Raw genomic sequence first — 26019 nt, 5'->3', positions numbered from 1 at the left:
GGCTGGGAATGTGCCGGGAACGCGCCCGGTCAGCGCTTCGTCAGCACCTGTTCAGTGCTTGATCAGCACTCGTCGGCGCTTCATCAGCTCTTGATCCGCTTGGCGAAGGCGGCACCCTCCGGGTTGCGGGCCCTCAGCACCAGGTATGTGACGCCGAGGAGCACAGCCCAGAAGGGAGCCGCGTACAGCGAGACGCGGGTGTCCTTGTCGATGCCCATCATCACGATGACCAGGGCGATGAAGGCGAGCGAGAACCAGCTGGTCCAGGGGGCGCCGGGCGCCCGGAAGCTGGACTCCGGGAGTTCGCCGCGGTCCGACTTGGCTCGGTAGCGGATCTGGCAGACGAGGATCACGATCCAGGCCCACATGCCGGAGATGGTGGCGAAGGAGACGACGTAGTTGAACGCCTGGCCCGGCCACTGGTAGTTGATCCAGACCCCGACGAGCATGAGCGCTGCGGAGACGCTGGTGCCAAGGAGCGGGGTGCCGCTCTTCGTCAGGGACGTGAACGCCTTCGGGCCCTGGCCGTTGAGTGCCAGGTCGCGCAGCATCCGGCCGGTGGAGTACATGCCGGAGTTGCAGGAGGAAAGGGCCGCGGTCAGCACGACGAAGTTGACGATGCCCGCGCCCACACCCAGGCCCATCTTCTGGAAGGCGGCGACGAAGGGGCTGACACCGGGGCTGAAGTCGGTCCACGGGACGACCGAGAGGATCATGATCAGCGCGCCGATGTAGAAGACCGCGATACGCCAGGGCACGGTGTTGATGGCCTTGGGCAGGACCTTCCTGGGGTTCTTGGACTCCCCCGCGGTGACGCCGACCAGCTCGACGGCGAGGAAGGCGAACATCACGATCTGCAGGGTCATCAGGGTGCCGGTGATCCCCTTGGGGAAGAAGCCGCCCTGGTCCCAGAGGTGGGTGACGCTCGCGGTGTCGCCGGCGTCGGAGAAGCCGACGGTGAGGATCCCGGCGCAGATCAGGATCATGCCGATGATCGCGGTGACCTTCACCATCGAGAACCAGAACTCCAGCTCACCGAAGAGCTTCACGGAGATCAGGTTCACGCCGTAGAGGATGATCGTGAAGACCAGTGCGGAGAGCCACTGCGGGATGTTCCACCAGTAGGTCATATAGGTGGCGGCGGCGGTGACTTCGGTGATGCCGGTGACGACCCAGAAGAGCCAGTACGTCCAGCCGGTGACATAGCCCGCGAAGGGACCGATGAACTCTCGCGCGTACTCCGAGAAGGAGCCCGAGACCGGGCGGTACATGAGCAGCTCGCCCAGGGCCCGCATGATGAAGAAGATGACCAGGCCCGCGACGGCGTAGGCGAGGATGAGGCTCGGCCCGGCCTTCGAGATGGCCTTGCCCGCGCCGAGGAAGAGCCCGGTGCCGATGGCACCGCCGATCGCGATCATCTGGATCTGGCGGGCTCCGAGGCCACGCTTGTATCCCTCGCCCGATCCGGCGTCCTCGGCCTCACTGCCGTCGTATTCCTGATCGACCTGCACTGAGGTCATGGTGTTGCGCCTTTCTCCATGCCGATCCGGCCTGACGAGGCTCGGATCGACTGTGACGATCCTGGAGGGCAGAACCCGCGGATGGTGGAGTGCTGTCGGCGGTCGGCCTGACTGGCGGCCCCGGGGACGGGGGTGGTGTCCCCGGGCGGTCGTGAAGATTTATCACGGCGGCATCAGAGATCATCCCGGCCGAATGTGACTCACGCCACTGGGAGAACCGGACGAAAAACACCAGGAGGGGCAAAATAGGCCACCACGGTGACGTCATCGTTATCCGGATTTGAGCGTCCTTTGAGCGGACGGTGATCCGGTCGAGCCCGAGGAGGGCCCGTTACGGCATCAGGGTCTCGACCAGGGTTTCCTGGAGGGCGCCGAGCCAGAGATAGGCCATCACCATCGGCTTGCGGGGGTCGTCGTCCGGGAGCCGGTACAGCCCACCGTCCTCCCTCTCGTCCTCCGATGAGACGTCGAGGCGGGTGCCGATGGTCAGCCGGAGGTCGTTGAGCGCGCCGAGCCAGTGGCGCGAGTCGTCGGCCGAGAGCGTGAGCTGCACGGTGCCATCGGGGAGGGGGGCGCGCTTGCGGCGGCCCTTGCGGTGCGCACCGTCGGCGCCCGCCTCGCCTGCCGCACCTGTTGCACCGGCCTCACCCGCCGCACCCGCTTCATCGAGCGTCCGTACGAGCGCCAGCGCGTCCTCACGTTTGCGGGCGCGCAGGTCGTTCTCGGTGAAGCGGCGGAACTCCGACGAGAAGTCGGGCTCCTCGTCGCCGTACGCGTCGGGGAAGAGGCGGGCCAGCGCCGGGTCGTCCGGCGGCTTGCTCGGCCCCTCGGCGAACAGTGAGGCCAGCGGATCCTCGCCGTCGACCGGCTCCTCACCGGGTCCGACCAGCTCCAGGAGCTGTACGGCGAGCGAGCGCAGGATGGACATCTCGACCTCGTCGAGCGTCACGGCGGCGCCCCCGCCCGGGACAGCCTCGAACTGTCCGGCCATCAGTTGCGGTCCTGGGTGAGAGTGGCCCACAGGCCGTAACCATGCATCGCCTGCACGTCGCGTTCCATTTCCTCGCGGCTGCCGCTGGAGACCACGGCCCGCCCCTTCTGGTGCACATCGAGCATCAGCTTGTGCGCCTTCGCCTTCGAGTAACCGAAGTAGCTCTGGAAGACATAGGCCACATAGCTCATCAGGTTGACCGGGTCGTTGTGGACGAGCGTCACCCATGGCACGTCGGGCTCGGGGACCGCGAAGGTCTCCTCGGCCGATTCGGGACGTTCGATCTCTACAGGGGCGACACTCACGCGACCCATGCTGCCACCCGCGGAGTGGCTGCGCACACACCGGCCCACAGATCTCGTCACTCTGACGAAATAGGGGGTAGCATCATTCGTACGCCCCATCGAGCGGGGGACAGCCCCGGAAGGCCCGGCCGGCGGAGCCGGACCGGCCCGGACGAAAAAGTGCGAGGTTGACCGTTGTGAACGTTGCGGACCTTGGCCTGCCGGTACATGTGCCGTCGACAGCGCTCTTCACGGACCAGTACGAGCTCACGATGCTCCAGGCCGCCCTGAAGGCGGGCACCGCCGACCGCAGGTCGGTCTTCGAGGTCTTCACCCGGCGGCTGCCCGAGGGGCGCCGGTACGGCGTCGTGGCGGGCACCGGGCGCGTCCTGGACGCGGTCGAGAACTTCCGTTTCGACGAGGACCAGCTCCGCTTCCTGCGGGAGCAGAAGATCGTCGACGGGCCCACCGCCGAATGGCTCGCCTCCTACCGTTTCAGCGGCGACATCTGGGGCTACCCGGAGGGCGAGGTGTACTTCCCGGGCTCGCCCGTCCTGCGGGTCGAGGGCTCCTTCGCCGAGTGCGTGCTCCTGGAGACGGTGATCCTCTCGATCCTCAACCACGACTCGGCCATCGCGGCGGCGGCCTCCCGGATGAACGCGGCGGCCGGCGGCCGGCCGCTGATCGAGATGGGCGCCCGGCGTACCCACGAGCTGGCGGCCGTCGCGTCGGCCCGCGCCGCGTACGTCGGCGGTTTCTCCACCACCTCGGACCTGGCGGCCGGATTCCGGTACGGCATCCCCACCGTCGGCACCAGCGCCCACGCCTTCACCCTGCTCCACGACGACGAGCGGCAGGCGTTCACCGCCCAGGTCGCTTCGCTGGGCGGGGACACCACCCTGCTGGTCGACACCTACGACGTGGCCGAAGCGGTCCGTACCGCCGTCGAGGTGGCCGGTCCCGGTCTCGGCGCGGTGCGTATCGACTCCGGGGACCTGCTGCTCGTCGCGCACAAGGTCCGCCAGCAGCTGGACGCGATGGGGGCCACCGAGACGAAGATCGTGGTCACGTCAGACCTGGACGAGTACGCCATCGCCTCGCTGGCCGCCGCGCCCGTCGACGCGTACGGGGTCGGCACCCAGCTCGTCACCGGCAGCGGGCACCCCACCTGTTCCATGGTCTACAAGCTGGTGGCCCGCGCCACGTCCGCCGACCCGCAGGCCCCACTCCAGCCGGTGGCGAAGAAGTCGCTGGGCGCCAAGACGTCACGCGGCGGCCGCAAGTGGGCGGCGCGCAGGGCCGACGCCGACGGGATCGCCGCGGCCGAGGTGATCGGCACCGGCCAGGTGCCGCCGGAGCTGACGGACCAGGAGCTCCTGGTGAAGCTGATCAAGGGCGGCGAGGTCATCGAACGTGAATCGCTGGACACGGTGCGCGAGCGTCATCTGGCCGTCCGGGCCACCCTGCCCATGTCGGCCTTCCAGCTCTCCCGGGGCGAGCCGGTCATCCCCACCGAGTACATCTGAGCCGTCCGGCCGGGACGGGCCGTGAGTTCGCGGCCGGGACGGGCCGTGACTTCGCGTCCGCAGGGACCACCCGTGCCCGGAGACGCTCCCGTACGCACGACCCCGTCCCGTACGCATGAACCACAGGTGAGCGGGAATGGAACGGCTGCCGGGGCGCCCTCGCGCACCGGCGCACGCCGTCCTTCCGCCACCCCTTCTCCCACCAGGACAAGGATCCCGCCATGCACCGCGCCCTGATCGTCGTCGATGTGCAGAACGACTTCTGCGAAGGCGGAAGCCTCGCCGTCGAGGGGGGCGCCGATGTCGCTGCCGCCGTCACCGACCTGATCGGCCAGTCCACGGCCTGCTACCGGCATGTGGTGGCCACCCGTGACCACCATGTGAACCCGGGCAACCACTTCTCCCGGAACCCGGACTACGTCCACTCCTGGCCGCCGCACTGCGTCGCCGGTACGGAGGGGGTGGGGTTCCACCCGCACTTCGCCCCGGCTGTGGCGTCCGGTGCGATCAGCGCCGTCTTCGACAAGGGCGCCTACGCGGCGGCGTACAGCGGTTTCGAGGGCCTCGACGAGAACGGGGTACGGCTGGCCGACTGGCTGCGGGCCCGCGAGGTCGAAGAGGTCGACGTGGTCGGTATCGCCACCGACCACTGCGTGCGGGCGACGGCGCTCGACGCGGTACGGGCCGGGTTCGGGACGCATGTGCTGCTGGGCCTGACGGCCGGGGTGGCCGAGGCGACGACGGACTGGGCGCTGGAGGAGATGCGGGCGGCCGGCGTGGAGCTGACGGGCAAGCCGGTGGTGTAGGGCGCTCCGAGCAGCGTAGGCACCTGCACCGCCCCTTCCCGGCGCCGGCCCGGACGCCTCAGACGCCCTCGCCCAGCAGCGCTCTGCCCGGACGCCTCAGACGCCCTCGCCCAGCAGCGCTCTGATCGGATGCCAGAGCTCCGCCTCCTCCTGCGGCGCCGCGCGCCACAGCAGCCCGTCCGGATGGTGCAGGACGGCCGTGACCTCGTCCGGTGTCGGTGGCTGCGTGTTACCGCGCAGATACACCGCCCGCATCCCCAGATTGCGCACCCGGGTCAGGGCGCGCGCTCGGTTCGCGGCGTGGACGAGGATCCGGACATGGGTCATCCGGTCCGGGCTCGGCAGGGTGAGTGCGACCACCACACTGCCGTTCGGAAGTCTGCTGAATCCGCCACCAGGCATACCGTTCATCTCCCCCGTGAGACGTTGTGTCAATAAGGACTGTGCAAGAGGCACCTAAACACGATCGGCCGCCGCCCGCTAGAGGGCGACGGCCGATCACGCTCTGACCTGCGAAAATGTGACTCAGTGGTGCGAGGCGCCGACCTGGACCGTGATCGTCGAGCCGTCCCGCGGCTGGTGGATGATCGAGATCCGGGTGTTGGTGTCAGTTACCTTGACGCTTCCGGTCTCATTGTCCTTGTACCAGTACGTACCCTGGTGATCATCGAAAACCGGCCGGCCGAGCTGCGGCAGGACCCGCTTGGCGACATCCCCGCTGTGCAGCGTGAAGCCGTCCGTCGGGTACCGGCTGAACGGCGCGTCGAAGGGCTGGATCTTGTTCCGCATGACCGTGCCGTCCGCCCACTTGAGCGGCTTGGCGTGCGAGTCGACCGGCAGGATCAGGCCCTGGCCCGGGTGGGCGCTGACATTGTTGTCGGGCTGCGAGGTGTCCCACTGCCAGATCATCAGGCCGCGCTGGTACGGGTAGTACTCCACCCAGTCCGGACGGGACTTCGAGAAGCCGAAGTTGTACGGGCCCGTCTTCAGCGTCCGGTCGTACGACACGTACTGGCGGTTCTCCGCGATGTAGTACTGCGGGTACTCCTTGGTGAAGGACTCACCGATGCGCGAGAAGCCCTTCGCGGTCCAACCGGCGTCGTCCGTCTCGGCGTTGTCCGTGAAGAGCGGGGCCCCGTCGGCGTTCACCGAGATCGCGTCGGCCGCGAAGCCCTTGCCGGAGACACCGCCGTCGGACGAGTAGCGGAAGCGGAGGTCGATCTTCTTGCCCGCGTAGGCGTCCAGCGGGTACGAGAGCGTCTTGTACGCGGCGGACGATCCGGTCAGCGCGGGCTTGTCGCCGCCGTCGCGCGGGATCTGCGCACCGTCGGCCTTGCCGTCGATGGCCGTCCAGTTGGCGCCGCCGTCCGTCGAGACCTCGGCGTAGAGGAAGTCGTAGTCCTTCTCGATGTCCCACCAGCCCGAAAGGTCGAGCGAGGCCTTGGTCTTGCCGGTCAGGTCGACCGAGCGGGTCAGGGTGTTGGAGAGGTCGTCACCCATCCCGCTCCACCACTGCTTGCTGCCCTCGGCCGGTTTGGTGATCGTCGTGGTGACGGGCTTGTCCGGCAGTGAGACGACCAGCGCCTGCTTGTTCTTGGTGTTGTACTCCGAGACGCCGAGCTTGTGGGTCGACTTCTTCGCGGCCTTGGCCGTGTCGTAGTCGAGCCAGCCGAGTTGGAGCTTGTCCCACGCGGACATGTCCCCCGGCTTGTTGCCGATGGCGTTGTCACCGGTGCTCAGCCAGGAGCCCGCCGACATCAGCGACCAGAACCCCACACCGTTCTCAGCGGTGTTGGTGGTGTCGTACTCGTCCGGCAGCCCCAGGTCGTGGGCGTACTCGTGGGCGAAGACTCCGAGGCCGCCGTTCTCGGGCTGCATGGTGTAGTCGCCGACCCAGATGCCGGTGTCACCGATCGGCGTGCCGCCGGCCTTGTTGTCGGCCGGGCCGGTCTTGCCGGTGTCCGTGCCGTACACGTAGGAGCGGTGCGCCCAGAGCGCGTCGGCGCCCTCGGCGCCGCCGCCGGCGGACTCGTCCTCGCCGGCGTGCACGATCTGGAAGTGGTCGATGTAGCCGTCGGGCTCGTTGAAGTTGCCGTCGCCGTCGTAGTCGTAGCGGTCCCACTGGTCATAACTGGCCAGGGTCGCCTTGATCTCGGCGTCGGTCTTGCCGGCCGCCTTCTGGGCCTTGGCCCACGCGGTGACGCCGTCGCGGACCAGGTCACCGGCGTTGGCGCAGATGCTGGAGCCGCAGTAGTTGGAGCCGTAACGTGCCTCGTTGTACGGGACGGTGACCCAGTCGGCGACCTCTCCGTCGACGGAGTAGCGGCCGGACGAGGTCTTCTCGTAGTACGACTTGAGCGAGTCCTTGCCCTTGCCGGTACCGAAGTAGAGGTCCTGGAAGTGCTGGCGGTTGTAGTCCGCCTGCCAGGCGGTGCTGTTGTCCTTCGTGCGGTCCGGCTGGGCGATCTTGTTGTGCGCGGGACCGGGAGTGCCGCCGTACTTCTTCACCGGCGGCTTCGGCCCGTCGGGGCCGTCCGGGTCGTACATCGTGGTGTTGTCGACCGTGTCGCCGAACTGCACCAGGATCGTGAATATCTTGTCGGTCTTCTCGCGGCCGAGCTCGACGTACTTCTTGTCGTCGAGGCGCACCACCTTGGAACCGCCGTGCGACTGCACCTTCTTGTGGCCGGATATGACCTGTTGCAGCGCCGACTGGCGTTCCTTGTTCTGCTGCTTACTGAACGGGCCGTCCAGATTGTGCTTCTGGCCCTTGAGCTGCGTCGCCGGGTCGCGGCGGTCGATCTTCTTCGAAGTCGCGCTGCCCGCAGGGGCCTTGGTGTCGGCCTGGGCGGTGGCGTAGGCCGAAGCGGTGGCGGTGGTCGCGGCGATGGCCACGAGCACTGCGGCCACCCGGGTCGTTGCCCGTCTCTTGATATCCACTTGGTGCTGTCCTCCCCGAACGCGTCGCAAGTGACGACATTCGACCGGAGGTGCAAGAGAAAAGACAGATCTTGACTTGAACATAGCAACTGCATTATGTAGAGCACCGTTTCCGATATCCGGACGGCTCACAGCGGCCGCACAGCCGGCTCCGACACTCTGCGGTGAACCTCACGGAGGGTCAACGGGCGCGTCGGTCCGGCCGACTGGTTGCGGGCATGACTCCGTGCGCCCCCCGTGCACCGGCACTGTGGGTTAGGCGACGCTTACTAATGGTTCCGCTCGGGCATCCGTCGGATTAGAGTCGCGCTCGACGTACGTGCCACTCGATGTATGTACCGACATGCTCCGCCGAGTCGACCACCCACCGCTGTCCCTAGGACGGATACCGCCATGACGCGTCCGACTGCCGCACAGCTCTCGTATGGTTCGGCCACCGTCGTCTTCTCGACCCTTGCGATGCTGCTGCTCTCGCGCACCTCATCGGGCGTCGGAGTCGCGGTCATCGTCGTGGCGGCGCTGGTCCTCGGTCTCCTGGTCGCGGTGACCGTACCCATGCCGAAACGGTCCCGCCAGGCCGCCCCGGCCGGAGGCGAGAATGCCGGTGCGGACCGTACCACCGCCGACGACGCGACGGCCACGTCATCGGGCCTGCGGATGTCCGCTCCGCCCAGCCGGACCGCCGCCGGCGAACGGGTCGGCGGCCACTCACTGCGCGGCTGAACGACCCGCGGGGAGCGGCCCGCTGCGGATCTACGACGGTGCCGTGACCACCACCACGGTCTTCGCCGCCTTGTCGTGCAGCCCCTGCTTGTACGGCCTGTCGAAGAAGCTCCAGCCACCGCAGATCGCGGTCCACACACAGGCGCAGCAGAACACCGCGGGCAGCCACAGCACGGCCGCCCTGACGAGGGCCGCCTGTGTGGTCGGGGTGGTGCCGTCGTTCAGATTGGCTGCCCGGAGGTTGAACAGCCCCTTGCCCACGGTCTGCCCGTTGCGCCTGACCGTCATGAGGGTGTCGTAGCCGATGTAGAGGATCGCCGCGATCACGCTCTGGCCGAGCGACCGGCCGTAGTTCATGTGGTCCGTGTTGTACCGCAGCCCGCCGAAGATCAGTGAGATCAGCCAGACGACTACGGCGACGATCAGGATGTCGATGATGCGGGCCAGCACCCGCTTGCCGCTGGGCGCGAGCGGCGGCATCCCGGCGAGCGGCTGTTCACCGCCGTACGCGCTGCCGCTGCCGTAGGCGTTCGGGTCGTACGGCGGGGGTGTGCTGCCACCATACGGACCGCCGCCACCCCGGGGCGGGGGCGGCGGGGGCGGCGCACTGTCGTACGGACTGCCGCCGCCCGGTGGGGGCGGCGGCGATCCGCCCTGCGGCTTCTTGAGGAAGGGGTCGTCCTCCGGGGGCTGTCCGGGCGGCGGCTGATCGGTGCTCATGGCCCGAGTCGACCGCGCCCGGCGGGGCCCCGCATCCGGTCAGGACCGTACGAGTGAGGCCGCGTCAGCCCGCTGCCACGAACGTCCGTGCGGCCTTGTCGTGCAGACACTGCCGCCAGGGCCGGTCGAACAGACACCAGAGGACGTTGACGACGCCCACCACCAGCATCCCGAGCACCCCGTACAGCAGCCAGCGGACGGCCGCACCGCCGAAGGAGGGCGGCTCGTAGGACTCCATGTCGCGGACCTGGACCCGGCAGAGCTTCTTGCCGAGGGTGCGGCCCCACTTGGCGGTCGGCAGGGCCTCGTACAGCAGCCCCAGGACCAGGAAGGCCCCGATGACGGCCGCCAGACAGCCGGCCGTGGTCCCGTCGAGCAGCCAGACCGTGACGGTGGTCCCGGAGAGCCTGGCCTCGTCGATCTTGCTGTTGATGTGGTCGGCGGCCTCCGTCAGGAACGGTACGGCCACCGCACCGGCCACCGCGCCCAGCACGACGGTGTCGATCAGCCGGGCGGCGAACCGCTTGCCGAGGCCCGCCGGCCGGGCGGAAGCCTGGGCGCGGGCGGCTGCCTGGAACGGGTCCTCGACGGGGGGCTTCCACGGCGGCAGCCGCTCCTGGTCGGTCCCCTCGCCGGACCTGGCGAGCTGCTGCACCTGCTGCGGCCAGGAAGGTGCCTGCGGACTGCCCGCTTCCGAATACGGCTGCTGGGGCGGGACGGGCTGAGGCTGCGACTGGACGGGCTGCGACTGGGCAGGCAGGGGCCGGCCCTGCTGCGGGACGTACGGCGGAGGCTGGAACTGCGGCTGGGGCTGGGGCTGCACGGGTTGTTGCGGCGGCACGGATTGCTGAGATTGCTGGGGCTGCTGAGCCTGCGGGCGTACGGCGCGGATGGACATGGTGCCGTCCGTCCTGCTCGTACGGCCCGCGTCGTCGCCCGCGCTTCCACCCGCACCGGGACCCGCATCGCCGGGACCGCTTCCTGTCCCGCTTCCGGGGCGCAGCGCGCGCAGGGTGACCGTGCCGTCCGGCGGCGGGGCCTGACTGCCGGTGGGGAGGGCGGGCCGGGAGGCCTCCGGTCCGGCGGGCAGCTCGGCGCGGCGCGGCTCGGGGACCGGGCGGCCGGGCTCGGGCTGTGCGGCGTCGCCGGACCGGGCGGGGGCCTCCGCGGGTGTACGGGGGTCCGGCCCGCCCCAGGAGACCCGGCGGTCGCGCTCGCCGCCGAAGCCGCCCTGGCGGGAGGCGTCGGCCTGCCAGACGGAGGAGGGTTCCTGCCGACTGTCGTACTCCGGCTCCTCGTCGAAGAAGACCGGCCCGGTCTCCTCCGCCTGCGGCACCACGGGCGCCTCGGCCGGTCTGCGCACGGCGGGCAGCGGTGCGGCCGGCGCGGCTGCCGCGCCGCCCGGGGGTACCGGCAGGGCCTGGCTGTCGTCGGCGGGAGCCGGACGGCTCGTGCCCGGTACCCACGAAGCACCGTTCCAGTACCGCACATATCCGGGAATCGATGGATCTGGGTAGTAGCCAGGCGTGGGGCTGCCGTCGCCGGTTGCCGGGGTTGGGGCGCTCATCACCGTGGTCCCGTATCTCCTTGAGAGCCGCAATTCAAGGCTCCACATCTATCAGACCGCCGTGGGGCCACGGACCGGTCCTGCCGCATCGACCACTTTCCGGTCATCGCCAAATCATCCTCGAAACCCGCGTAATGAATGCCGGGCAGGGTGCTCTCACCCTGTACGGCCCGCCGTTGGGCGTACGTACGAGGAGAGGAACCGCTCGCCATGAACACCGTGGTGGAACGTGAACTGGAGCTCAAGCTGGTGCTGTCGCCCGAGCGCAGCATCCCTGTCCCGGCCCGGCTTTCCTACAGCACGGCCGACCCCTACGCCGTGCACGTCAGTTTCCACATCTGTTCGGACACCCCCGTGAACTGGTCGTTCGCCCGTGAACTGATGGTCGAGGGGGTGTTCAGGCCCTGCGGCCACGGCGACGTACGGATCTGGCCCACCAAGGTGGACTCGAAGAGCGTCGTCTGCATCGCGCTCTCCTCGCCCGACGGGAACGCCCTCCTTGAGGCGCCGACCGCTCAGATCTCCGCCTGGCTGGAGCGGACCCTGCGGGCCGTGCCGCCCGGCTCGGAGAGCACGCATCTGGGCATCGACGAGGGTCTGGCCGCGCTGCTCACCCCGCTGCCGGCGGACGATCTGTGGATGCGCGACCCCTGGCCCGCGGACGAGTCCGACGACGACGGCCGGTGACCAGGAGGACGGCGACCACGAGGACGGCCGGTGCCCACCGGGCGTACCGGAGCGGGAGGTCCTCAGAAGAGTTTGCCCGGGTTGAGCAGGCCCAGCGGGTCGAAAGCCCGCTTGACACCGCGCTGCATCTCGACGCCCACCGGGCCCAGTTCGCGCGCCAGCCACTCCTTCTTGAGTACGCCCACGCCGTGTTCGCCGGTGATCGTGCCGCCCAGCTCAAGGCCGAGCGCCATGATCTCGTCGAAGGACTCACGCGCCCGCCGCGACTCCTCGGGGTCGGCGTGGTCGAAGCAGACGACGGGGTGCGTGTTGCCGTCGCCGGCGTGGGCGCAGACGCCGATGGTGAGGTCGTGCTTCTCGGCGATGGCCGCAGTGCCTTCGAGCATGGCGCCGAGCTTCGAACGCGGTACGCACACGTCGTCGATCATCGTCGCCGGCTTGACCGTCTCCAGCGCGGTGAGGGACAGCCTGCGGGCCTGGAGGAGCAGTTCGGACTCGGCCTCGTCCTCGGCGGGCACGATCTCGGTGGCGCCCGCCGCCGCACACAGCTCGCCGACCGCCGCCAGGTCGGCCGCGGGGTCCGCGGTGTCGAACGCGGCGAGCAGCAGAGCTTCCGTGGTTTCCGGGAGGCCCATCTGCGCCATCGAGTTGACCGCGCGGATGGTCGTACGGTCCATGAGTTCGAGGAGTGAGGGTGTGTGACCGCGCTCCATGATCGCGCAGATGGCGTCGCAGGCGGCAGCGGCCGATGAGAACTCGGCGGCCAGGGCGAGCTGGCGCGGCGGGGCGGGCTTCAGTGCGAGTACGGCCTTCACGACCACCCCGAGGCTGCCCTCGGAGCCGACGAAGAGCCGGGTCAGGTCATATCCGGCGACACCCTTGGCGGTGCGGCGGCCGGTGGTCAGGAGCCGCCCGTCGGCGAGTACGACCTCCAGGCCGAGTACGTACTCGGCTGTCACCCCGTACTTCACACAGCACAGGCCGCCCGCCGCCGTGCCGATGTTCCCGCCGATGGTGCAGGTCTCCCAGCTGGACGGGTCCGGCGGGTAGTACAAGCCCTGGTCGGCGGCGGCCCGGGAGAGCACGGCGTTGACGACGCCCGGTTCGACGACGGCGATCCGGTCGACGGGGCTGATCTCCAGGATCCGGTCCATCCTGACGAGGGACAGCACGATGCAGCCGTCGATGGCGTTGGCCGCGCCGGAGAGGCCAGTGCGGGCCCCCTGCGGTACGACGGGCGTACGGAGGGCTGTCGCCGTGCGCATGACGTGCTGGACCTGCTCGGTGGTGCGCGGCAGGACGACGGCGGCGGGGGCCCCGGCGTCGCAGAAGCCGGCCGTGTCCCTGGCGTACGAGGCCATCACGTCCGGGTCGCTGATCAGGGCTTCGGCCGGGAGTCCGGTGCGCAGGTGTTCGAGCAGATCATTCATGATCCCAGCCTGGCATCGGTGGACGGCTGCTGGGAAGGGGCGGACCTCGGTGGGCGCGGAGAGGGCGGCGCCGGGGGTGGCCGGTCAGCGGGACTCGTGGGAGAGCAGGGTGCCGAGCGGCCCGAGGTCCAGGTTGAGGTCCTCGCGGCGCAGACCGTGCTGTGCGCAGAGTTCCGTCATCCGCTCGTCGAGGAGCATCAGTGTGGTTCCCACGCGCTCTTCCTGCTCCTCGGTGAGGTCTCCGCTGTCGAACCGCCGGATCGCCTGGCGCTCCATGAGCTGTCTGAGCAGTTCGACGACGGTGAGGACGAGCGACGCCAGATCGCGGCCCGCACTGTGCGGGTCGATGTCCACTCGGGTGTCGCTCACAGCGGCCCTCCGTCGGCCCACGGGGCGGGCACCCGCTCGCTGACCGATGCGAGCAGGGCGTGCAGGGAGAGCCGGACCAGGGGGACCTCGGCGATGGCGATCACCAGGTCTCCGCTGATGACGACGCCGGTACCGAGGACTCGGTCGAGGAGGTCGACCAGGGGGACACCGATCGGAGCGGCGGCCTCCGGGCCCTGCCAGGGGACGGGACTACGGGTGCCCGGCAAGGTTCGCTCCGTCCGTGAACGAGTACGGGGCCCAGGGGCCCGAGATCTCGATGTCGATGCCGTGGAAACCCGGAGAGCCGCGGAGCAGCCCCAGCGTGGTTGCCAACTCCTCGCTCCTTTCCTGAGCGATCAGATAGGCGGCGTTCATGACCTGGGCGCGGCCTTCGCCGGTCGCCTCGGGGCCGTGCGGACGGCGTCGGACCGAGCCGACCGCCAACTCCCGTACGGCGGCGTCCACCTGCTCGGCTGCGGCCAAGGCGTGATCCTGGCGCTCCTCGCGCAGCCGGCGGATGCCGCGCAGCCGGTTCAGGTACGCACGGCCCGCGCCCTCCCCGGGCACGGACGGCGGGGGCGGCGCGGGCGGCGCGGGCGTCTCGGACGGTGCGGCCCCATCCCCGCTGTGAGCGGCCCCGTCCCCCGCCCCGGACTGCGTCAGATAGACCTTGACGGCCCATTCGGCCCGTCCCGCGATGCGGTCGAGCGCCGCCCGGAAGCGTTCCTGCTCCGCGCCGAGGGCGGCGGCGGCGCGCTCGTCCCCGAGATAGAGCGTCGCCAGGGGAAGCGGCACAGTGGGGCCCCCGGTGGCGGCGGCGGTGACGACGTCGTGGTGGGTCCGCGCACAGCGTTCGAGTTCGGCGGGATCGGCGAGCCGCTCACGCAGGGAGGCCTCCGAGAAGGCTTCCGCCGGTACGTCCTGGACCACGGCCCGCAGCGAGCCCACGGGCAGGAAGCGCAGCGGCCCGCCCCCGGGATGTCCGTGGGCGGGGTCCACCCGCGCGGGGCGGTCCGGCCCGCAGACGGCGAAGACGTACGTGGCCGGGGCGGCGCCGGGGCTGTCGGCCTGACCGAGCGGGTGGCGCGGGGCCGGCGGGTGTTCCGGGGTGGACGTCATCGGCGGCGTACCTCCCTCGGGCGACCCGATTCCCCAGCGTCGTCGCCCTCCAGCGCCTCAAGGCGTTCACGCAGCTTCTTGTTCTCCTCGGCCAGGGCGTCGTGCGCGGCCCGGGAGGAGAGGGCGGGGTCGGTCTCCCACCAGTCGATACCGGCCTTCTTCGCCGTCTCCACGGACGAGATGAACAGGCGCAGCCGGATGGTCAGGAGTTCGATGTCGAGCAGATCGATCTTGATGTCGCCCGCGATGACGATGCCCTTGTCAAGGACGCGTTCGAGGATCTCGGCCAGGTTGGCCGTCGCGGGTGCGTGCGACGGGGGTGCCGAGCCCCAACTGTCGACTTCTGTCACGGTGATCCCCCTGCTCTCGCCAGCGGCTTCCGGTCGAGGAGGTCCAGCAGCCGCTCCTCCTCGCGTTCGAACTGGGCCAGGGTGATCTCGCCGTCGTCCAGGCAGCGGTTGAGTTCGGCGAGCTGGGCGCGGATCACCCCTGGGTCGTGGAGTTCCTGCTCGGCCGCGTCGATGAGCCGGTCGGAGATCCAGACCACGCCCCGTACCGGCGCCAGCGGAAGGAGCAGGACACCTGAGAGCAGGCCCATGTCAGACCGTGGCCGGGGCGGGGACCGGGCCTACGAAGCTGTAGCAGGGCAGTGGCCCGGTCAGCCGCAGTTCGAGGCGGTCCGGGTGAGCCGCGGCGAAACGCTCGGCGACGGTACGGAAGAGCGCTTCGCTGTCCCGCGGGACGAGGAACGAGGCGTTGAGTACACAGCCCTCGACTTCCGGCCCCGGACACATCTCGTCGGCGACATCCGTGAACTCGACCGGCAGCCGGGCCGCGGCCACCGCTGCTCTGCGCCGGAGGCCGGCCGCCACCGCCTCGCCCAGCCGGATGTTGGCCTCGTAACCGGGCCTGCGGCGGGTTTCCTCGCGGATCTTCCGGACCACGGGGTCCTCCCGGACCAGCGCCGCCAGACCGTCCTGCGCCGGCGTGATCTTCACGTTCATCTCGACGCGGCCGCCCAGCCGTTCCAGTACCGCGGCGTGCTCATTCCGGCGCGCTTCGACGTCGGCCAGCACCGTGGCCTCGTCCGGTGCGACCATTCCGAAGCGCATCGGCAGCACCGGCCCGGTCTCGGCCAGCGCCAGGAGCAGGTCCTGGTGTGCCAGCAGGTCGCGGCGCCGGGCCCTGAGCTCCGGGTACGTCTCGCTGACCACGACGGCGAGATCCCCGGCCGGCAACAGCCGGATCTCGGCGGGCGGTTCGCCGACGCCCCTGGCATCAGCGGGGAGCTGGTGTGAGCCGCCCACGATGCCGTACACATAGATGCCTGATGCGGCCATCGGTCAGCTCTCCTCCTCGTGACGGCGCGAACGTCCGCCGCCGCTGCTGCTCTTGGAATGGGATGCCTTGCGCCGGCGCGGGGCTTCCTCCCGTTCCTCGTCGTCGTCACCGTCGTCATCGCCGGCGCCGACGGCCTTCTTCACCTTGTCGCCCACGGAGTGCGCTGCCTTCTTCGCACCTGCCTTGCCGGCGCTCTTGGACATGCTGCCGCCGAAGAGCTCGGGGACCGTTCTGCTGGTCACGTCGTGCTCCAGGTCGAGCCTGTTGCACGCCTCGGCGAACCGCAGATAGGTATCGACGCTGGCGACCACGATCCGGGCGTCGATCTTCAGGATCTCGATGCCGACCAGCGATACACGCACAAAGATGTCGATGACCATGCCACGGTCGAGAATGAGTTCCAGGACGTCGTAGAGGCTGCCGGCGCGCGGGACGCGGACGACCTCCTCGCTGTATGTACTCAAAGGGATGACCGTCTCTCCGTAGGGGCCGCGGGCGCTCATGTGTCCGCCTGACCGCGGCGATAGCGACGGGCCCGGCGATACTGCACCAGGGAGCCGCCCTCATCGAGATCCACTTCGTATGTAGCGAGAATGCTGGTCGTATCCGGGATGCGCGGGAGTTCCAGCACATCCACGTCGACATGCCAGCCGTCCTCGGTCCGTGAGACAGCGGAAACGCCTTCAGTACGGTGGTTGATCAGCCTGTTCAGGCTCCCGCAGGCGCGCTCGGCAGCCTCTTCCGCTCCCTTTACGTGCTTCTTTCCCGAGGAGGTGCCGGCGGACTGGGAAGTCCCGCTTTGCCGGGTTCGCTGCTCTGCCATGTCCGTCATTCTGTTGACCGCCGGACGATCACGCATTCTGGGTGGACCGAACGGCTGATGACGGCGCCGACCGGGACGGAACGACGTCTTTCACCCGCTGTATCCCGCGCATTCGCCGCCCGGCGCACCGCATATCCGCGTCCGGCGCACCCGTCGAAAACCACGCGAATGGCGGCATGCCGGAGGCGGGAGGACATTGGAAGGAGAGATGCGCAGCACGATGCGCGGAACAGCCGGGGGCCGACCTCCGCTGAGCATCCTGGTGCCGCTCGCCGACAAAAGTCTTCTTCGGACTGGAGGGTCTCCGATGGCCAGCACCGAAAGCACCACCGACCCCGGTACACGGGGCACCACCACCATCGCCGACACGGTCGTCGCGACCATCGCGGGTATCGCCGTACGCGAGACCGACGGAATCTACGCCGTGGGCGGCAGCACCTCACGGGCCCTGGGGTCGGTTCGCGACCGGGTCTCCAAGTCGCCGTCGCCGAGCAGGGGAATCAAGGTCGAGGTCGGCGAGAAGCAGGCCGCGATCGACCTGGAAATCATCGTGGAGTACGGCGAACCCATCGCGGACGCGGCAAAGGAGATACGCAGCCGGGTCACGGACGCGGTGGAGACGATGACGGGCCTGGAAGTCGTCGAGATCAACATCAAGGTGCTCGACGTCCACCTGGCCGGCTCGGACGAGGACGAGGACGAGGACGAGGACCGCGGTGGCGGCGCACGGGTCCGCTGACCCGTGCCGGAGAAGGAGACAGGCGCCCGGCCCCGCCGGGGCGTGCCCGGACCGCTTTTCTCTCGCTCTGAGAGGCACTCATGGAAAGCAGTAAGAAAGTTTCGCTCGCTGCCGCTGTCGCGGCCGGATACATCCTGGGACGGACCAAGAAGGGGAAGCTGGCCCTCGGCGTCGCCTCCGTGGTGGCCGGCCAGCAACTGCCGCTGAATCCGCGCGAAATCGTCACCGTGTGCGTCCGCAAGCTGGCAGAGAGCCCGCAGGTCGCACCCCTGATAGAGCAAGCGCGCGGTGAAGTGCTGAATGCGGGACGCACGGCGCTGACCGCAACGGCCAACCGCCGCCTCGAATCCCTCGCCGACGCCCTCCAGCAGCGGACCAACGCTCTGCGGGAACCGCCGGGTGACGAGGACGAGGACGAGGACGAGCAGCACGCGGCAGAAGAGGAAGAGGAGGAAGACGAGGAAGACGAAGGGGAACCTGAGGACGAAGGCGAGGAGGAGGGCGAGGACGAGGAGGAAGAGGAAGAGCCGCCTCGCCGTCGTCGTCCCGCGAAGCGGTCGGCGGCGAAGAAGCCGCCCGCCAAAAAGGCACCGGCCAAGAAGTCCGCGTCCCCGCCTGCCAAGAAAAAGCCAGCGAAGAAGACAGCAGCGAAGAAGACAGCGGCGAAGAAGTCTCCGCCGAAGAAGGCTGCCGCCAAAAAGGCTTCGAGCCGTAACAGCCGTAGGAGGTAGCTCTCATGGCCAAGCAGGAGGACGACGCAGCGGACAAGAGCCCGTCCGCCCTCGACAAGGTCAAGGACGAGCTTTCCGCCTATCTCGGGGCCCGGGGAGAGCGGTTGGTCGAATCAGCCACGGGGAAACTCTCGGATCTGGCTGAGGGCCTTGGAGACTCCGATGGAGATGGCGGCGGGGATATCCTCGACGTCGGGAAAAGGGTCATCGGCGGAGAGAATCCCGTCAAGGCTTTCGTGGGCGAGAAGGCCGGCGAAATGAAGGACAAGGCCGTGGATACGGTGAAGGGCGCCTTTGGCGGCGGTGGCGGCAAGTCCGGTAACGTCAAGGTCACCAATATCATCGAGATCATAGACGTCGGCAAGCCCTTGCGCACCGTGTACGACCGATGGGCCGAGATCGAGGAGTTCAGCTCCTTCACCAAGGGCGTCACCAGCGTGAAGGCGTCGGATGAGATCGAGAGCGACTGGAAGCTCAAGATCGCTTTTTCCAACCGCAGTTGGAAGGCCACCGTGCAGGAGCAGGTGCCGGATGACCGCATCATCTGGACGTCCGAGGGCGGCAAGGGGACGACCCATGGCGCCATCACCTTCCACGAGCTGGCCCCCAGCCTGACGCGTGTCATCGCAGTCGTCGAGTACACACCGTCCGGCTTCTTCGAGAAGACCGGCAACATATGGCGTGCGCAAGGACGCCGACTGCGGCTGGACCTCAAGCACTTCCAGCGGTTCGTCACCCTCACCGGGGACGACGACGAAGTAGAAGGCTGGCGCGGTGAGATCCGCGACGGGGAGGTCGTCCGCAGCCACGAAGAGGGCCTGAAGGACGACGAGGACCAGGACGAAGGCACCGACGAAGAAGAGGACGGTGAGGAAGAGGAGGAGGGTGACGAGGAGTACGAGGACGAAGAGGAGGGCGAAGACGGCGAGGAGGGTGAAGAAGAGGGGTACGAAGAAGACGACGAGGAAGACAACGAGGAAGAGGACGAACGTTGATGCGGCCGGATGTGGGCGGGAGCGGCGTCGCCGCTCCCGCCCACATCCATTGCGTCCCTACAGGGCCATTGCGTCCCTACAGGTTCCCGCGCCGCTCCTGCTCCCGCTCGATCGCCTCGAACAGCGCCTTGAAGTTCCCCTTGCCGAAGCCCATCGACCCGTGCCGCTCGATCATCTCGAAGAAGACCGTCGGCCGGTCCTGGACCGGCTTGGTGAAGATCTGCAGCAGATAGCCGTCCTCGTCACGGTCGACGAGGATCTTCTCCTGCCGGAGGGTCTCGACGGGGACGCGGGTCTCGCCCGCCCACTCCCCCAGCGTGTCGTAGTACGAGTCGGGCGTGTCCAGGAACTGGACGCCCGCCGCCCGCATGGCGCGGACTGAGGCGACGATGTCGTTCGTCGCGAGCGCGATGTGCTGGACGCCCGCGCCGCCGTAGAACTCCAGGTACTCGTCGATCTGCGACTTCTTCTTCGCGACCGCCGGCTCGTTGATCGGGAACTTCACCTTCAGCGTGCCGTCGGCGACGACCTTAGACATCAGGGCGGAGTACTCGGTGGCGATGTCGTCGCCCACGAACTCCTTCATGTTGGTGAAGCCCATGACCTTGTTGTAGAAGGCGACCCACTCGTTCATCTTGCCGAGCTCGACGTTGCCGACGCAGTGGTCGATGGCCTGGAACGTGCGCCGGGCCGGCGGCTCGACGATCGGGTCGGCAGCGGCGTACCCGGGCAGGTACGGGCCGTCGTACCCGGTGCGCTCGACCAGGGTGTGGCGGGTGGTGCCGTACGTGGCGATGGCCGCCAGGACCACCGTGCCGTGGTCGTCCTTGACCTCGTACGGCTCCTGGAGGCCGGTGGCGCCGTGCGCGGTCGCGTAGGCGTACGCGGCACGGGCGTCCGGCACCTCGATGGCGAGGTCCACCACGCCGTCTCCGTGCTCGGCGACATGGCCGGCGAGGAACCGGCCGTGGTCGGTCGCGGGCTTGATGACGGAGGTGAACACGAAGCGGGCCGAGCCGTTCGTCAGGACGTAACTCGCGGTCTCGCGGGTGCCGTTCTCCGGTCCGGAGTAGGCGACGAGCTTCATGCCGAAGGCGGTCGCGTAGTAGTGCGCGGCCTGCTTGGCGTTGCCGACGGCGAAGACGACCGCGTCCATTCCCTTCACCGGGAAGGGGTCGGCCTCACGCGCGGTGTCCGGGGTGTGCTGGGTGGTCTCAGTCATGGGGGAAGCGTCCCGCCGTATCGCAAGGTGCGCAATAGTTCGCCGCATCGCTGGGCAATCTGTGCAGTGCGGGACCAGGATGGGCGGTCCATCTGTACAGGGTGACCACAGAGAGGTGGCATCCGTGAGCGGCGGGAGCGAAGCGTGGGGATCGACGCACTGGACGGCCGGCTGATCGTGCTGCTGGCCCGTGAGCCCAGGATCGGGGTGCTGGAGGCGTCACGGCGGCTCGGCGTGGCGCGCGGGACCGTACAGGCCCGGCTCGACCGGCTCCAGTCGCATGGAGTAATCCGGGGATTCGGGCCCGAGGTCGATCCGGCCGCCCTCGGCTACCCGGTGACCGCCTTCGCGACGCTGGAGATCAAACAGGGCCAGGGGGCCGATGTGCGGGCGCACTTGGACGGGGTGCCCGAGGTGCTCGAACTGCACACCACGACCGGCCACGGCGACATGCTCTGCCGTCTGGTGGCCCGGTCGAACGCGGACCTTCAACGGGTGATCGACCTGGTGGTGGGTTTCGATGGCATCGTGCGCGCCTCCACGGCGATCGTCATGGAAAACCCTGTCCCTCTGCGGATCATCCCGCTGGTGGAGCAGGCGAGCCGAGGAAGGGGCCCCGAGGGATGAATTTCTGGGATTACCTCGGCAACCGCTACCAGCAGTTACTGGCCGACGCGGGCCAGCACGCGAGTGCCGTGTTCCAGGCGATGGTCATCGCGACAGCGGTGGGGGTGCTGATCGGCGTTCTGTCGTACCGCAGGGAGTGGGCGGCCAACGTCTCCGTCGCGACGACCTCGTCGATCCTGACCATCCCCTCGCTGGCCATGATCGGCCTGCTGATCCCGATCGTGGGCCTCGGTGTCGCGCCGACGATGATCGCCCTGGTGCTGTACGGGCTGCTGCCGATCGTCCGCAACACCATCGTCGGGCTGCGCGGGGTGGACGAGGACCTGGTGGACGCGGCCACCGGGATCGGGATGTCCCGGATCAGCCGGCTGCTGCGGGTGGAGCTGCCGCTGGCCTGGCCGCCGATTCTCACCGGCATCCGGGTCGCCACGCAGATGCTGATGGGGATCGCCGCCATCGCCGCCTTCGCGTCGGGCCCCGGCCTCGGCAACCAGATCTTCCGCGGGATCTCCAGCCTCGGCAGCGCCAACGCGCTCAACGAGGTGCTGTCCGGAACGCTCGGGATCATCATCCTGGCGCTGCTGTTCGACGCCGCGTACGTCCTGATCGGACGCCTGACCATCTCGAGGGGTATCCGTGACTGATCACGCACCGTACGGAGGTCCAGGGCCCGGGCCGGAGCGAGCCGGGCAGCCCGCGGCGGCAGCAGAGACGGCCAGGACGCCCGAGACACAGAACGCCGTCACCGGCGCCACCATCCAGCTGGAGAACCTCAGCAAGCACTACTCGGGCACCCCGTTGCCCGCCGTGGACAGCGTCAGCATGGACATCGCGGCCGGGGAGATCGTGATCCTGGTGGGTCCTTCGGGGTGCGGGAAGTCCACCACCCTGCGGATGATCAACCGGCTGATCGAGCCCTCGTCCGGCGTGATCAGGATCGGGGGCGAGGACGTCACCGGCATCGACCCGGTGAAGCTGCGCCGCAAGGTCGGTTACGCGATCCAGTCGTCCGGCCTCTTCCCGCACATGACGGTCGCCGACAACATCGCCCTTGTGCCGAAGATGATCGGCTGGTCCAAGCAGCGGGTGAAGGACCGGGTCGAGGAGATGCTCGATCTCGTCGGGCTCGACCCGCGCGAGTACCACGGCCGCTATCCGCGCCAGCTCTCCGGCGGCCAGCAGCAACGGGTGGGTGTGGCAAGGGCGTTGGCCGCCGATCCACCGGTGCTGCTGATGGACGAGCCGTTCGGCGCGGTGGACCCCATCACCCGCGACCACCTCCAGGACGAGCTGATCAGGCTCCAGCAGGAGCTGCACAAGACGATCGTCTTCGTCACCCACGACTTCGACGAGGCGATCAAACTCGGCGACCGGATCGCGGTGCTGCGCGAGCAGTCGCACATCGCCCAGTTCGACACCCCCGAGGCGATCCTCACCAACCCGTCCGACGACTTCGTCTCGGGTTTCGTGGGGGCGGGGGCGGCGCTCAAGCGGCTGAACCTGACCCGGGTACGGGAGGTGGAGATCGCCGACTTCCCGACGGCGACGATCGACGATCCGCTGGAGTCCATCTTCACGATGCTGCGCACCGGCAGTACGAACGAGGTGCTGCTGCTCGACAAGCACAACCGGCCCTACAAGTGGCTGCGGCGCGGCGATCTGGCGCGGGCCCGCGGCTCGCTGGCGCGGGCCGGGACGCTCGTACACGACCATGTGACCCGCGACGCGACGCTGCGCGACGCGCTGGAGGCGGTGCTGACCGACAGCGGCGGGCGGGCCGCGGTGACCGGCCGCCGGGGCGAGTTCATCGGTGTGGTCACCATGGAGACGCTGATGAACTCGGTGCACGAGATGCTGGAGGCCGACCGGCTCGCGGCACTGGAGCACCAGCACGACCTGGCGGATCTGCGGGCGCAGCAGACCCACGCGGCGCAGGAGGGTGTGACCGGCGGTGTGTCCGGCGTACGGGAGGACCCGTCGTGAGCTCCGACCGATGGCGCCCGCCGCAGCGGCCCGATGGCGAACACGAGGTCCGTGGGCTGGCGTTCCGCGACGAACAGGCCGAGCAGAACGAGCAGGACGAACGAGCCGAGGCCGGGGCCGAGGAGACCGATCGGGGGCTGACCGCCGCCCGGCGGCCACCCGGGCCGCCGGTGCGCCGGCTGACCTGGCTCAAGCTGCTCTTCATGCCGGTGCTGCTCGCCGTCGTGGTGGGCGCCACCCTGATCTGGATCACCAACACGAACCTGGACTCGATCTCACGGAACTCGCTGGCCCACAACGCCACCCGGACGGCCCTGTGGCAGCACATCCAGCTCACCGCCATCTCCACCTTCTTCGTGCTGATCATCGCGATCCCGCTGGGGATCGCGCTGACCCGCAGCGCGCTGCGCAGGGCCTCGCCGTACGTGGTGGCGCTGGCCAACATCGGCCAGGCGACCCCCGCGATCGGCCTGCTCGCCCTGCTGGTGATCGGGCTCGGTACGGGGCGGGAGCCGGCCCTGATCGGTATCACCGTCTACGCCGTGCTGCCGGTGCTCAGCAACACCATCGCGGGGCTGCGCGCCACCGACCCGGGCCTGATCGACGCGGCGCGGGGCATCGGGATGTCGGCGCCCGGCGTGCTGTTCCGGGTGGAACTGCCGCTGGCCGTACCGCTGATCCTGGCGGGGGTGCGGACGGCGCTGGTGCTCAATGTCGGCACGGCGACGCTGGCCACGTTCGGCGGGGGCGGCGGCCTCGGGGACCTGATCAACGCCGGGATCACCAACCAGCGGATGCCGGTGCTGATCCTGGGCTCCGTACTGACCGTGGCGCTGGCGCTGCTGGTGGACTGGCTCGCGTCGATCGCCGAAGTGCTGCTGCGGCCGCGCGGACTGGAGACGTGATGCGGGTACGTACGACACTCGCGGCGGCCGGGGCCGGGGTCCTGGTGGGGTCGGCCGCGCTGTCGGGGTGCGGACTCACCAGCGGCAGCCCGATGGTCGACAACGTGAAACCGGGGACCGTCGGCCGCGGGCTGCCGCTGAAGGGCGCGAGCCTCACGGTCACGTCGAAGCAGTTCACCGAGCAGATCATCCTGGGCCAGATGATGGGCCTCGCCTTCAAGGCGGCCGGTGCGTCGGTCCTGGACCGGACGGACATCCAGGGGTCGATCGGGGCGCGCGAGGCGGTCAAGTCCGGTTCGGCGGACGGGATGTACGAGTACACGGGCACGGCCTGGATCACCTATCTCGGCCACACGAAGCCCATCCCCAGCCCGCAGAAGCAGTGGCAGGCGGTGCGCGACGCGGACCTCGCAAACGGCATCACCTGGCTGCCGCCCGCGCGGCTCAACAACACGTACGCGCTGGCGGCGAACAAGCAGAACGCCGCGGAGTACCACCTCAAGGACCTGTCCGACGTGGCACGGCTGGCGAAGCAGAACCCGTCGGCCGCGACGGTCTGCGTCGAGGCGGAGTTCGCGGTGCGCAACGACGGGCTGCCCGGGGTGGAGAAGTCGTACGGCTTCTCGATCCCGCCGTCGCACATCAGGAAGATGGACAGCGGCGTGGTCTACACCCAGGTCTCCCGCGGCAGCACCTGCACGCTGGGCGAGGTGTTCACGACGGACGGCCGCATCCCCCATCTGGGACTCAAGGTCCTCACGGACGACAAGAAGTTCTTCCCCAACTACAACGCGGCGCCCGAGATGTACACGAAGGCGATGAAGAAACACCCCGCCATCGCGGACGTGCTCAACCCGATCACGAAGAAGCTGACGACGCAGATCGCGCAGCAGCTGAACGCGAAGGTGGACGTGGAGGGGCAGGACCCGCACGAGGTGGCGAAGGCGTGGCTGATCAAGGAGGGGTTCATCAGGAAGGGGTGAACCGGGGCGGGACCGGGAGGCAGTCCGGAAACGGGGCGTCGCCGGAACCGGGGCGGGACCGGGACCTGGGCCGCGAACTGGGCCGGGAGGTACCGGAACAACAACCCGGGCCGGTCAGCAGCTCGGGACCGGGCCGCCCTTCTGCAGCGTCTGCAGGACCGACACCGTACCCTTGAGCGTGGTGACCGGGATCAGCCGCAGCCCGTGCGGAAGCCCGGACTTGGCGTCCGAGCACTCGGCCTTCGGTACGAGGAAGACGGTGGCCCCGTCCCGGGCGGCGGACTGCGTCTTGAGCGCCACTCCCCCGACCGCGCCGACCTTCCCGGAGGCGTCGATCGTCCCCGTACCCGCGATGGTCCGGCCGCCGGTGAGGTCGCCGCCCGCACCGTCGCCGTCCAGCTTGTCGACGATGCCGAGCGAGAAGAGCAGCCCCGCGCTGGGCCCGCCGACGTCCGCGAGGTGCAGGGTCACTTTGACCTTGTCGGAGCTGTCGCCGAGGTAGGAGAGTGCGGCCTCGGTCGCGGAGTCCTGCGAGCCCTTCATCTCGGCGAGGTTGTGCTTCTCGATCTGGGCGTCGCTGCCGCCGCCCGGGTAGACGGCGTCGCGCGGCATGACGGCCCGGTCGGTACGGAACCAGCCGTCGATCGCCTGCCCCAGATCCACGTCGGTGGACGGCCCGGTCGCCTCGATGGTCACCATCCGCAACTCGCCGGAGGGCTTCCGTACGGCTGCGCCCGTGATGCTGATCACCGGCTGCCCCTTGTTGTCGCCGAGCACATTGGCGGTCAGCCCCGGCTGCGCCACCGAGAACGGCAGCGGCGCGAAGGCGGCCGTACCGAGCAGGGCAAGCGCCAGAACGGCACAGACGGCGAGGACGCGGGAGCGCGGATTGCGGAGGAGCACGGAGCCAATCTACCGGGCGGGGCAAATCAGTCCCGCCCGGCACTTGGGGCGGCACCCGCACCTCACCGCGACCGCGTCACCTCGG

General features: G+C 69.1%; 30 protein-coding genes. 12 read left to right on the top strand and 18 right to left on the bottom strand.

Translation table 11 applies throughout. From position 1 onward, the window contains the following. Positions 1–83: 83 nt before the first annotated feature. From OG452_RS22420 to clpS, 3 genes are all read right to left on the bottom strand, one after another. Complete coding sequence (locus OG452_RS22420; RefSeq protein WP_327297375.1) at positions 84–1520, bottom strand: amino acid permease; 1437 nt, start codon at positions 1518–1520, stop codon at positions 84–86. 331 nt (positions 1521–1851) lie between these two features. Then, a complete protein-coding gene (locus OG452_RS22415) occupies positions 1852–2511 on the bottom strand; it encodes a DUF2017 domain-containing protein (protein WP_327297374.1) in 660 nt (219 codons plus the stop codon). Beyond that, positions 2511–2825 carry an ATP-dependent Clp protease adapter ClpS gene (clpS, locus tag OG452_RS22410; RefSeq protein ID WP_327297373.1) on the bottom strand — a complete coding sequence of 105 codons (315 nt, stop codon included), beginning with the start codon at positions 2823–2825 and terminating at the stop codon, positions 2511–2513. The genes OG452_RS22415 and clpS overlap by 1 nt, the downstream gene beginning before the upstream one ends. 167 nt (positions 2826–2992) lie before the next feature. Here clpS and OG452_RS22405 point away from each other — a divergent pair, with 167 nt between their 5' ends. Both OG452_RS22405 and OG452_RS22400 read left to right on the top strand, forming a co-directional pair. Next, entirely contained in the window at positions 2993–4321 is a 1329-nt protein-coding gene (locus tag OG452_RS22405; protein WP_327297372.1) for a nicotinate phosphoribosyltransferase, read from the top strand. A 221-nt stretch (positions 4322–4542) separates the two neighbouring features. Beyond that, positions 4543–5127, top strand: coding sequence for an isochorismatase family protein (locus tag OG452_RS22400; protein WP_327297371.1), 585 nt, complete (start codon positions 4543–4545; stop codon positions 5125–5127). Positions 5128–5223: 96 nt separating this feature from the next. On the opposite strand, the gene OG452_RS22395 is transcribed toward OG452_RS22400, so the two are convergent. Together OG452_RS22395 and OG452_RS22390 are read right to left on the bottom strand one after the other, a co-directional pair. Continuing rightward, positions 5224–5529, bottom strand: a complete 306-nt coding sequence (locus OG452_RS22395; RefSeq protein ID WP_327297370.1) for a hypothetical protein — start codon at positions 5527–5529, stop codon at positions 5224–5226. Between the two features lie 123 nt (positions 5530–5652). Beyond that, entirely contained in the window at positions 5653–8067 is a 2415-nt protein-coding gene (locus OG452_RS22390; RefSeq protein ID WP_327297369.1) for an immune inhibitor A domain-containing protein, read from the bottom strand. Between the two features lie 393 nt (positions 8068–8460). On the opposite strand from OG452_RS22390, the gene OG452_RS22385 reads away from it, so the two are divergent. Further along, the gene (locus OG452_RS22385) at positions 8461–8790 is read left to right on the top strand and encodes a hypothetical protein (protein WP_327297368.1); all 330 of its coding nucleotides are present in this window, start codon (positions 8461–8463) and stop codon (positions 8788–8790) included. A 30-nt stretch (positions 8791–8820) separates the two neighbouring features. Here the strand turns inward: OG452_RS22385 and OG452_RS22380 are convergent, their stop codons facing one another. Then, entirely contained in the window at positions 8821–9510 is a 690-nt protein-coding gene (locus OG452_RS22380; protein WP_327297367.1) for an RDD family protein, read from the bottom strand. A gap of 64 nt (positions 9511–9574) precedes the next feature. Continuing rightward, positions 9575–11077, bottom strand: coding sequence for an RDD family protein (locus OG452_RS22375; RefSeq protein ID WP_327297366.1), 1503 nt, complete (start codon positions 11075–11077; stop codon positions 9575–9577). Between the two features lie 210 nt (positions 11078–11287). Here OG452_RS22375 and OG452_RS22370 point away from each other — a divergent pair, with 210 nt between their 5' ends. After that, positions 11288–11764, top strand: coding sequence for an SsgA family sporulation/cell division regulator (locus tag OG452_RS22370; RefSeq protein ID WP_327297365.1), 477 nt, complete (start codon positions 11288–11290; stop codon positions 11762–11764). A gap of 62 nt (positions 11765–11826) precedes the next feature. Here the strand turns inward: OG452_RS22370 and OG452_RS22365 are convergent, their stop codons facing one another. The 9 genes from OG452_RS22365 to OG452_RS22325 all read right to left on the bottom strand — a co-directional run bounded on the left by OG452_RS22365 (position 11827) and on the right by OG452_RS22325 (position 16846). Then, a complete protein-coding gene (locus OG452_RS22365; protein ID WP_327297364.1) occupies positions 11827–13194 on the bottom strand; it encodes an FAD-binding oxidoreductase in 1368 nt (455 codons plus the stop codon). 84 nt (positions 13195–13278) lie between these two features. Beyond that, complete coding sequence (locus OG452_RS22360) at positions 13279–13563, bottom strand: gas vesicle protein K (RefSeq protein ID WP_327297363.1); 285 nt, start codon at positions 13561–13563, stop codon at positions 13279–13281. After that, on the bottom strand, positions 13560–13790 hold the full coding sequence (locus OG452_RS22355) for a gas vesicle protein (RefSeq protein WP_327297362.1): 231 nt from the start codon (positions 13788–13790) through the stop codon (positions 13560–13562). Before OG452_RS22355 ends, OG452_RS22360 begins: the two co-directional genes overlap by 4 nt. Continuing rightward, positions 13774–14682, bottom strand: coding sequence for a GvpL/GvpF family gas vesicle protein (locus tag OG452_RS22350; RefSeq protein ID WP_327297361.1), 909 nt, complete (start codon positions 14680–14682; stop codon positions 13774–13776). The genes OG452_RS22355 and OG452_RS22350 overlap by 17 nt, the downstream gene beginning before the upstream one ends. After that, positions 14679–15032 (bottom strand): gas vesicle protein, encoded by a 354-nt coding sequence (locus OG452_RS22345; RefSeq protein ID WP_327297360.1) that lies wholly within the window; start codon positions 15030–15032, stop codon positions 14679–14681. The genes OG452_RS22350 and OG452_RS22345 overlap by 4 nt, the downstream gene beginning before the upstream one ends. Next, the gene (locus OG452_RS22340; RefSeq protein WP_327297359.1) at positions 15029–15280 is read right to left on the bottom strand and encodes a gas vesicle protein GvpG; all 252 of its coding nucleotides are present in this window, start codon (positions 15278–15280) and stop codon (positions 15029–15031) included. Before OG452_RS22340 ends, OG452_RS22345 begins: the two co-directional genes overlap by 4 nt. Position 15281: 1 nt before the next feature. Next, positions 15282–16022 (bottom strand): GvpL/GvpF family gas vesicle protein, encoded by a 741-nt coding sequence (locus OG452_RS22335; RefSeq protein ID WP_327297358.1) that lies wholly within the window; start codon positions 16020–16022, stop codon positions 15282–15284. 3 nt (positions 16023–16025) lie between these two features. Next, a complete protein-coding gene (gene gvpJ, locus OG452_RS22330) occupies positions 16026–16526 on the bottom strand; it encodes a gas vesicle protein GvpJ (RefSeq protein ID WP_327297357.1) in 501 nt (166 codons plus the stop codon). Beyond that, a complete protein-coding gene (locus OG452_RS22325) occupies positions 16523–16846 on the bottom strand; it encodes a gas vesicle protein GvpO (protein WP_327297356.1) in 324 nt (107 codons plus the stop codon). Before OG452_RS22325 ends, gvpJ begins: the two co-directional genes overlap by 4 nt. A 307-nt stretch (positions 16847–17153) precedes the next feature. Here OG452_RS22325 and OG452_RS22320 point away from each other — a divergent pair, with 307 nt between their 5' ends. The 3 genes from OG452_RS22320 (at position 17154) to OG452_RS22310 (ending at position 19311) form a co-directional block, all read left to right on the top strand. Beyond that, positions 17154–17585, top strand: coding sequence for an Asp23/Gls24 family envelope stress response protein (locus OG452_RS22320; RefSeq protein WP_327297355.1), 432 nt, complete (start codon positions 17154–17156; stop codon positions 17583–17585). Positions 17586–17665: 80 nt separating this feature from the next. Then, on the top strand, positions 17666–18316 hold the full coding sequence (locus tag OG452_RS22315; RefSeq protein WP_327297354.1) for a hypothetical protein: 651 nt from the start codon (positions 17666–17668) through the stop codon (positions 18314–18316). A gap of 5 nt (positions 18317–18321) precedes the next feature. Continuing rightward, entirely contained in the window at positions 18322–19311 is a 990-nt protein-coding gene (locus OG452_RS22310; RefSeq protein WP_327297353.1) for an SRPBCC family protein, read from the top strand. A 76-nt stretch (positions 19312–19387) separates the two neighbouring features. Here OG452_RS22310 and hppD read toward each other — a convergent pair whose 3' ends face one another. Next, positions 19388–20533 carry a 4-hydroxyphenylpyruvate dioxygenase gene (gene hppD / locus OG452_RS22305; protein ID WP_327297352.1) on the bottom strand — a complete coding sequence of 382 codons (1146 nt, stop codon included), beginning with the start codon at positions 20531–20533 and terminating at the stop codon, positions 19388–19390. 144 nt (positions 20534–20677) lie between these two features. On the opposite strand from hppD, the gene OG452_RS22300 reads away from it, so the two are divergent. The 5 genes from OG452_RS22300 to OG452_RS22280 are packed head-to-tail and all read left to right on the top strand — an operon-like array spanning position 20678 to position 25031. Then, positions 20678–21160 (top strand): Lrp/AsnC family transcriptional regulator, encoded by a 483-nt coding sequence (locus OG452_RS22300; RefSeq protein WP_327297351.1) that lies wholly within the window; start codon positions 20678–20680, stop codon positions 21158–21160. Further along, complete coding sequence (locus OG452_RS22295; protein WP_327297350.1) at positions 21157–21804, top strand: ABC transporter permease; 648 nt, start codon at positions 21157–21159, stop codon at positions 21802–21804. Before OG452_RS22300 ends, OG452_RS22295 begins: the two co-directional genes overlap by 4 nt. Continuing rightward, positions 21797–23143, top strand: a complete 1347-nt coding sequence (locus OG452_RS22290) for an ABC transporter ATP-binding protein (protein WP_442810071.1) — start codon at positions 21797–21799, stop codon at positions 23141–23143. Before OG452_RS22295 ends, OG452_RS22290 begins: the two co-directional genes overlap by 8 nt. Further along, positions 23140–24048 (top strand): ABC transporter permease, encoded by a 909-nt coding sequence (locus tag OG452_RS22285; protein ID WP_327297349.1) that lies wholly within the window; start codon positions 23140–23142, stop codon positions 24046–24048. Before OG452_RS22290 ends, OG452_RS22285 begins: the two co-directional genes overlap by 4 nt. Further along, positions 24048–25031, top strand: a complete 984-nt coding sequence (locus tag OG452_RS22280; protein ID WP_327297348.1) for a glycine betaine ABC transporter substrate-binding protein — start codon at positions 24048–24050, stop codon at positions 25029–25031. The genes OG452_RS22285 and OG452_RS22280 overlap by 1 nt, the downstream gene beginning before the upstream one ends. 114 nt (positions 25032–25145) lie before the next feature. On the opposite strand, the gene OG452_RS22275 is transcribed toward OG452_RS22280, so the two are convergent. Next, positions 25146–25934, bottom strand: a complete 789-nt coding sequence (locus tag OG452_RS22275; protein ID WP_327297347.1) for a S16 family serine protease — start codon at positions 25932–25934, stop codon at positions 25146–25148. Positions 25935–26019 lie beyond the last annotated feature (85 nt).

Origin of the sequence: Streptomyces sp. NBC_01197 (genome assembly GCF_036010505.1) — a bacterium.
Taxonomy (GTDB): Bacteria; Actinomycetota; Actinomycetes; order Streptomycetales; family Streptomycetaceae; genus Streptomyces.
This window is presented reverse-complemented; position numbering and strand designations above follow the sequence as displayed.

What these genes read in the sequence shown, in the direction of transcription:
- OG452_RS22420 (WP_327297375.1), bottom strand. Translation starts at nt 1,520, where the DNA reads ATGACCTCAGTGCAGGTCGATCAGGAATACGACGGCAGTGAGGCCGAG.
- OG452_RS22415 (WP_327297374.1), bottom strand. Translation starts at nt 2,511, where the DNA reads ATGGCCGGACAGTTCGAGGCTGTCCCGGGCGGGGGCGCCGCCGTGACG.
- clpS (WP_327297373.1), bottom strand. Translation starts at nt 2,825, where the DNA reads ATGGGTCGCGTGAGTGTCGCCCCTGTAGAGATCGAACGTCCCGAATCG.
- OG452_RS22400 (WP_327297371.1), top strand. Translation starts at nt 4,543, where the DNA reads ATGCACCGCGCCCTGATCGTCGTCGATGTGCAGAACGACTTCTGCGAA.
- OG452_RS22395 (WP_327297370.1), bottom strand. Translation starts at nt 5,529, where the DNA reads ATGCCTGGTGGCGGATTCAGCAGACTTCCGAACGGCAGTGTGGTGGTC.
- OG452_RS22385 (WP_327297368.1), top strand. Translation starts at nt 8,461, where the DNA reads ATGACGCGTCCGACTGCCGCACAGCTCTCGTATGGTTCGGCCACCGTC.
- OG452_RS22380 (WP_327297367.1), bottom strand. Translation starts at nt 9,510, where the DNA reads ATGAGCACCGATCAGCCGCCGCCCGGACAGCCCCCGGAGGACGACCCC.
- OG452_RS22375 (WP_327297366.1), bottom strand. Translation starts at nt 11,077, where the DNA reads ATGAGCGCCCCAACCCCGGCAACCGGCGACGGCAGCCCCACGCCTGGC.
- OG452_RS22370 (WP_327297365.1), top strand. Translation starts at nt 11,288, where the DNA reads ATGAACACCGTGGTGGAACGTGAACTGGAGCTCAAGCTGGTGCTGTCG.
- OG452_RS22365 (WP_327297364.1), bottom strand. Translation starts at nt 13,194, where the DNA reads ATGAATGATCTGCTCGAACACCTGCGCACCGGACTCCCGGCCGAAGCC.
- OG452_RS22350 (WP_327297361.1), bottom strand. Translation starts at nt 14,682, where the DNA reads ATGACGTCCACCCCGGAACACCCGCCGGCCCCGCGCCACCCGCTCGGT.
- OG452_RS22340 (WP_327297359.1), bottom strand. Translation starts at nt 15,280, where the DNA reads ATGGGCCTGCTCTCAGGTGTCCTGCTCCTTCCGCTGGCGCCGGTACGG.
- OG452_RS22335 (WP_327297358.1), bottom strand. Translation starts at nt 16,022, where the DNA reads ATGGCCGCATCAGGCATCTATGTGTACGGCATCGTGGGCGGCTCACAC.
- gvpJ (WP_327297357.1), bottom strand. Translation starts at nt 16,526, where the DNA reads ATGAGCGCCCGCGGCCCCTACGGAGAGACGGTCATCCCTTTGAGTACA.
- OG452_RS22325 (WP_327297356.1), bottom strand. Translation starts at nt 16,846, where the DNA reads ATGGCAGAGCAGCGAACCCGGCAAAGCGGGACTTCCCAGTCCGCCGGC.
- OG452_RS22320 (WP_327297355.1), top strand. Translation starts at nt 17,154, where the DNA reads ATGGCCAGCACCGAAAGCACCACCGACCCCGGTACACGGGGCACCACC.
- OG452_RS22315 (WP_327297354.1), top strand. Translation starts at nt 17,666, where the DNA reads ATGGAAAGCAGTAAGAAAGTTTCGCTCGCTGCCGCTGTCGCGGCCGGA.
- OG452_RS22310 (WP_327297353.1), top strand. Translation starts at nt 18,322, where the DNA reads ATGGCCAAGCAGGAGGACGACGCAGCGGACAAGAGCCCGTCCGCCCTC.
- hppD (WP_327297352.1), bottom strand. Translation starts at nt 20,533, where the DNA reads ATGACTGAGACCACCCAGCACACCCCGGACACCGCGCGTGAGGCCGAC.
- OG452_RS22295 (WP_327297350.1), top strand. Translation starts at nt 21,157, where the DNA reads ATGAATTTCTGGGATTACCTCGGCAACCGCTACCAGCAGTTACTGGCC.
- OG452_RS22280 (WP_327297348.1), top strand. Translation starts at nt 24,048, where the DNA reads ATGCGGGTACGTACGACACTCGCGGCGGCCGGGGCCGGGGTCCTGGTG.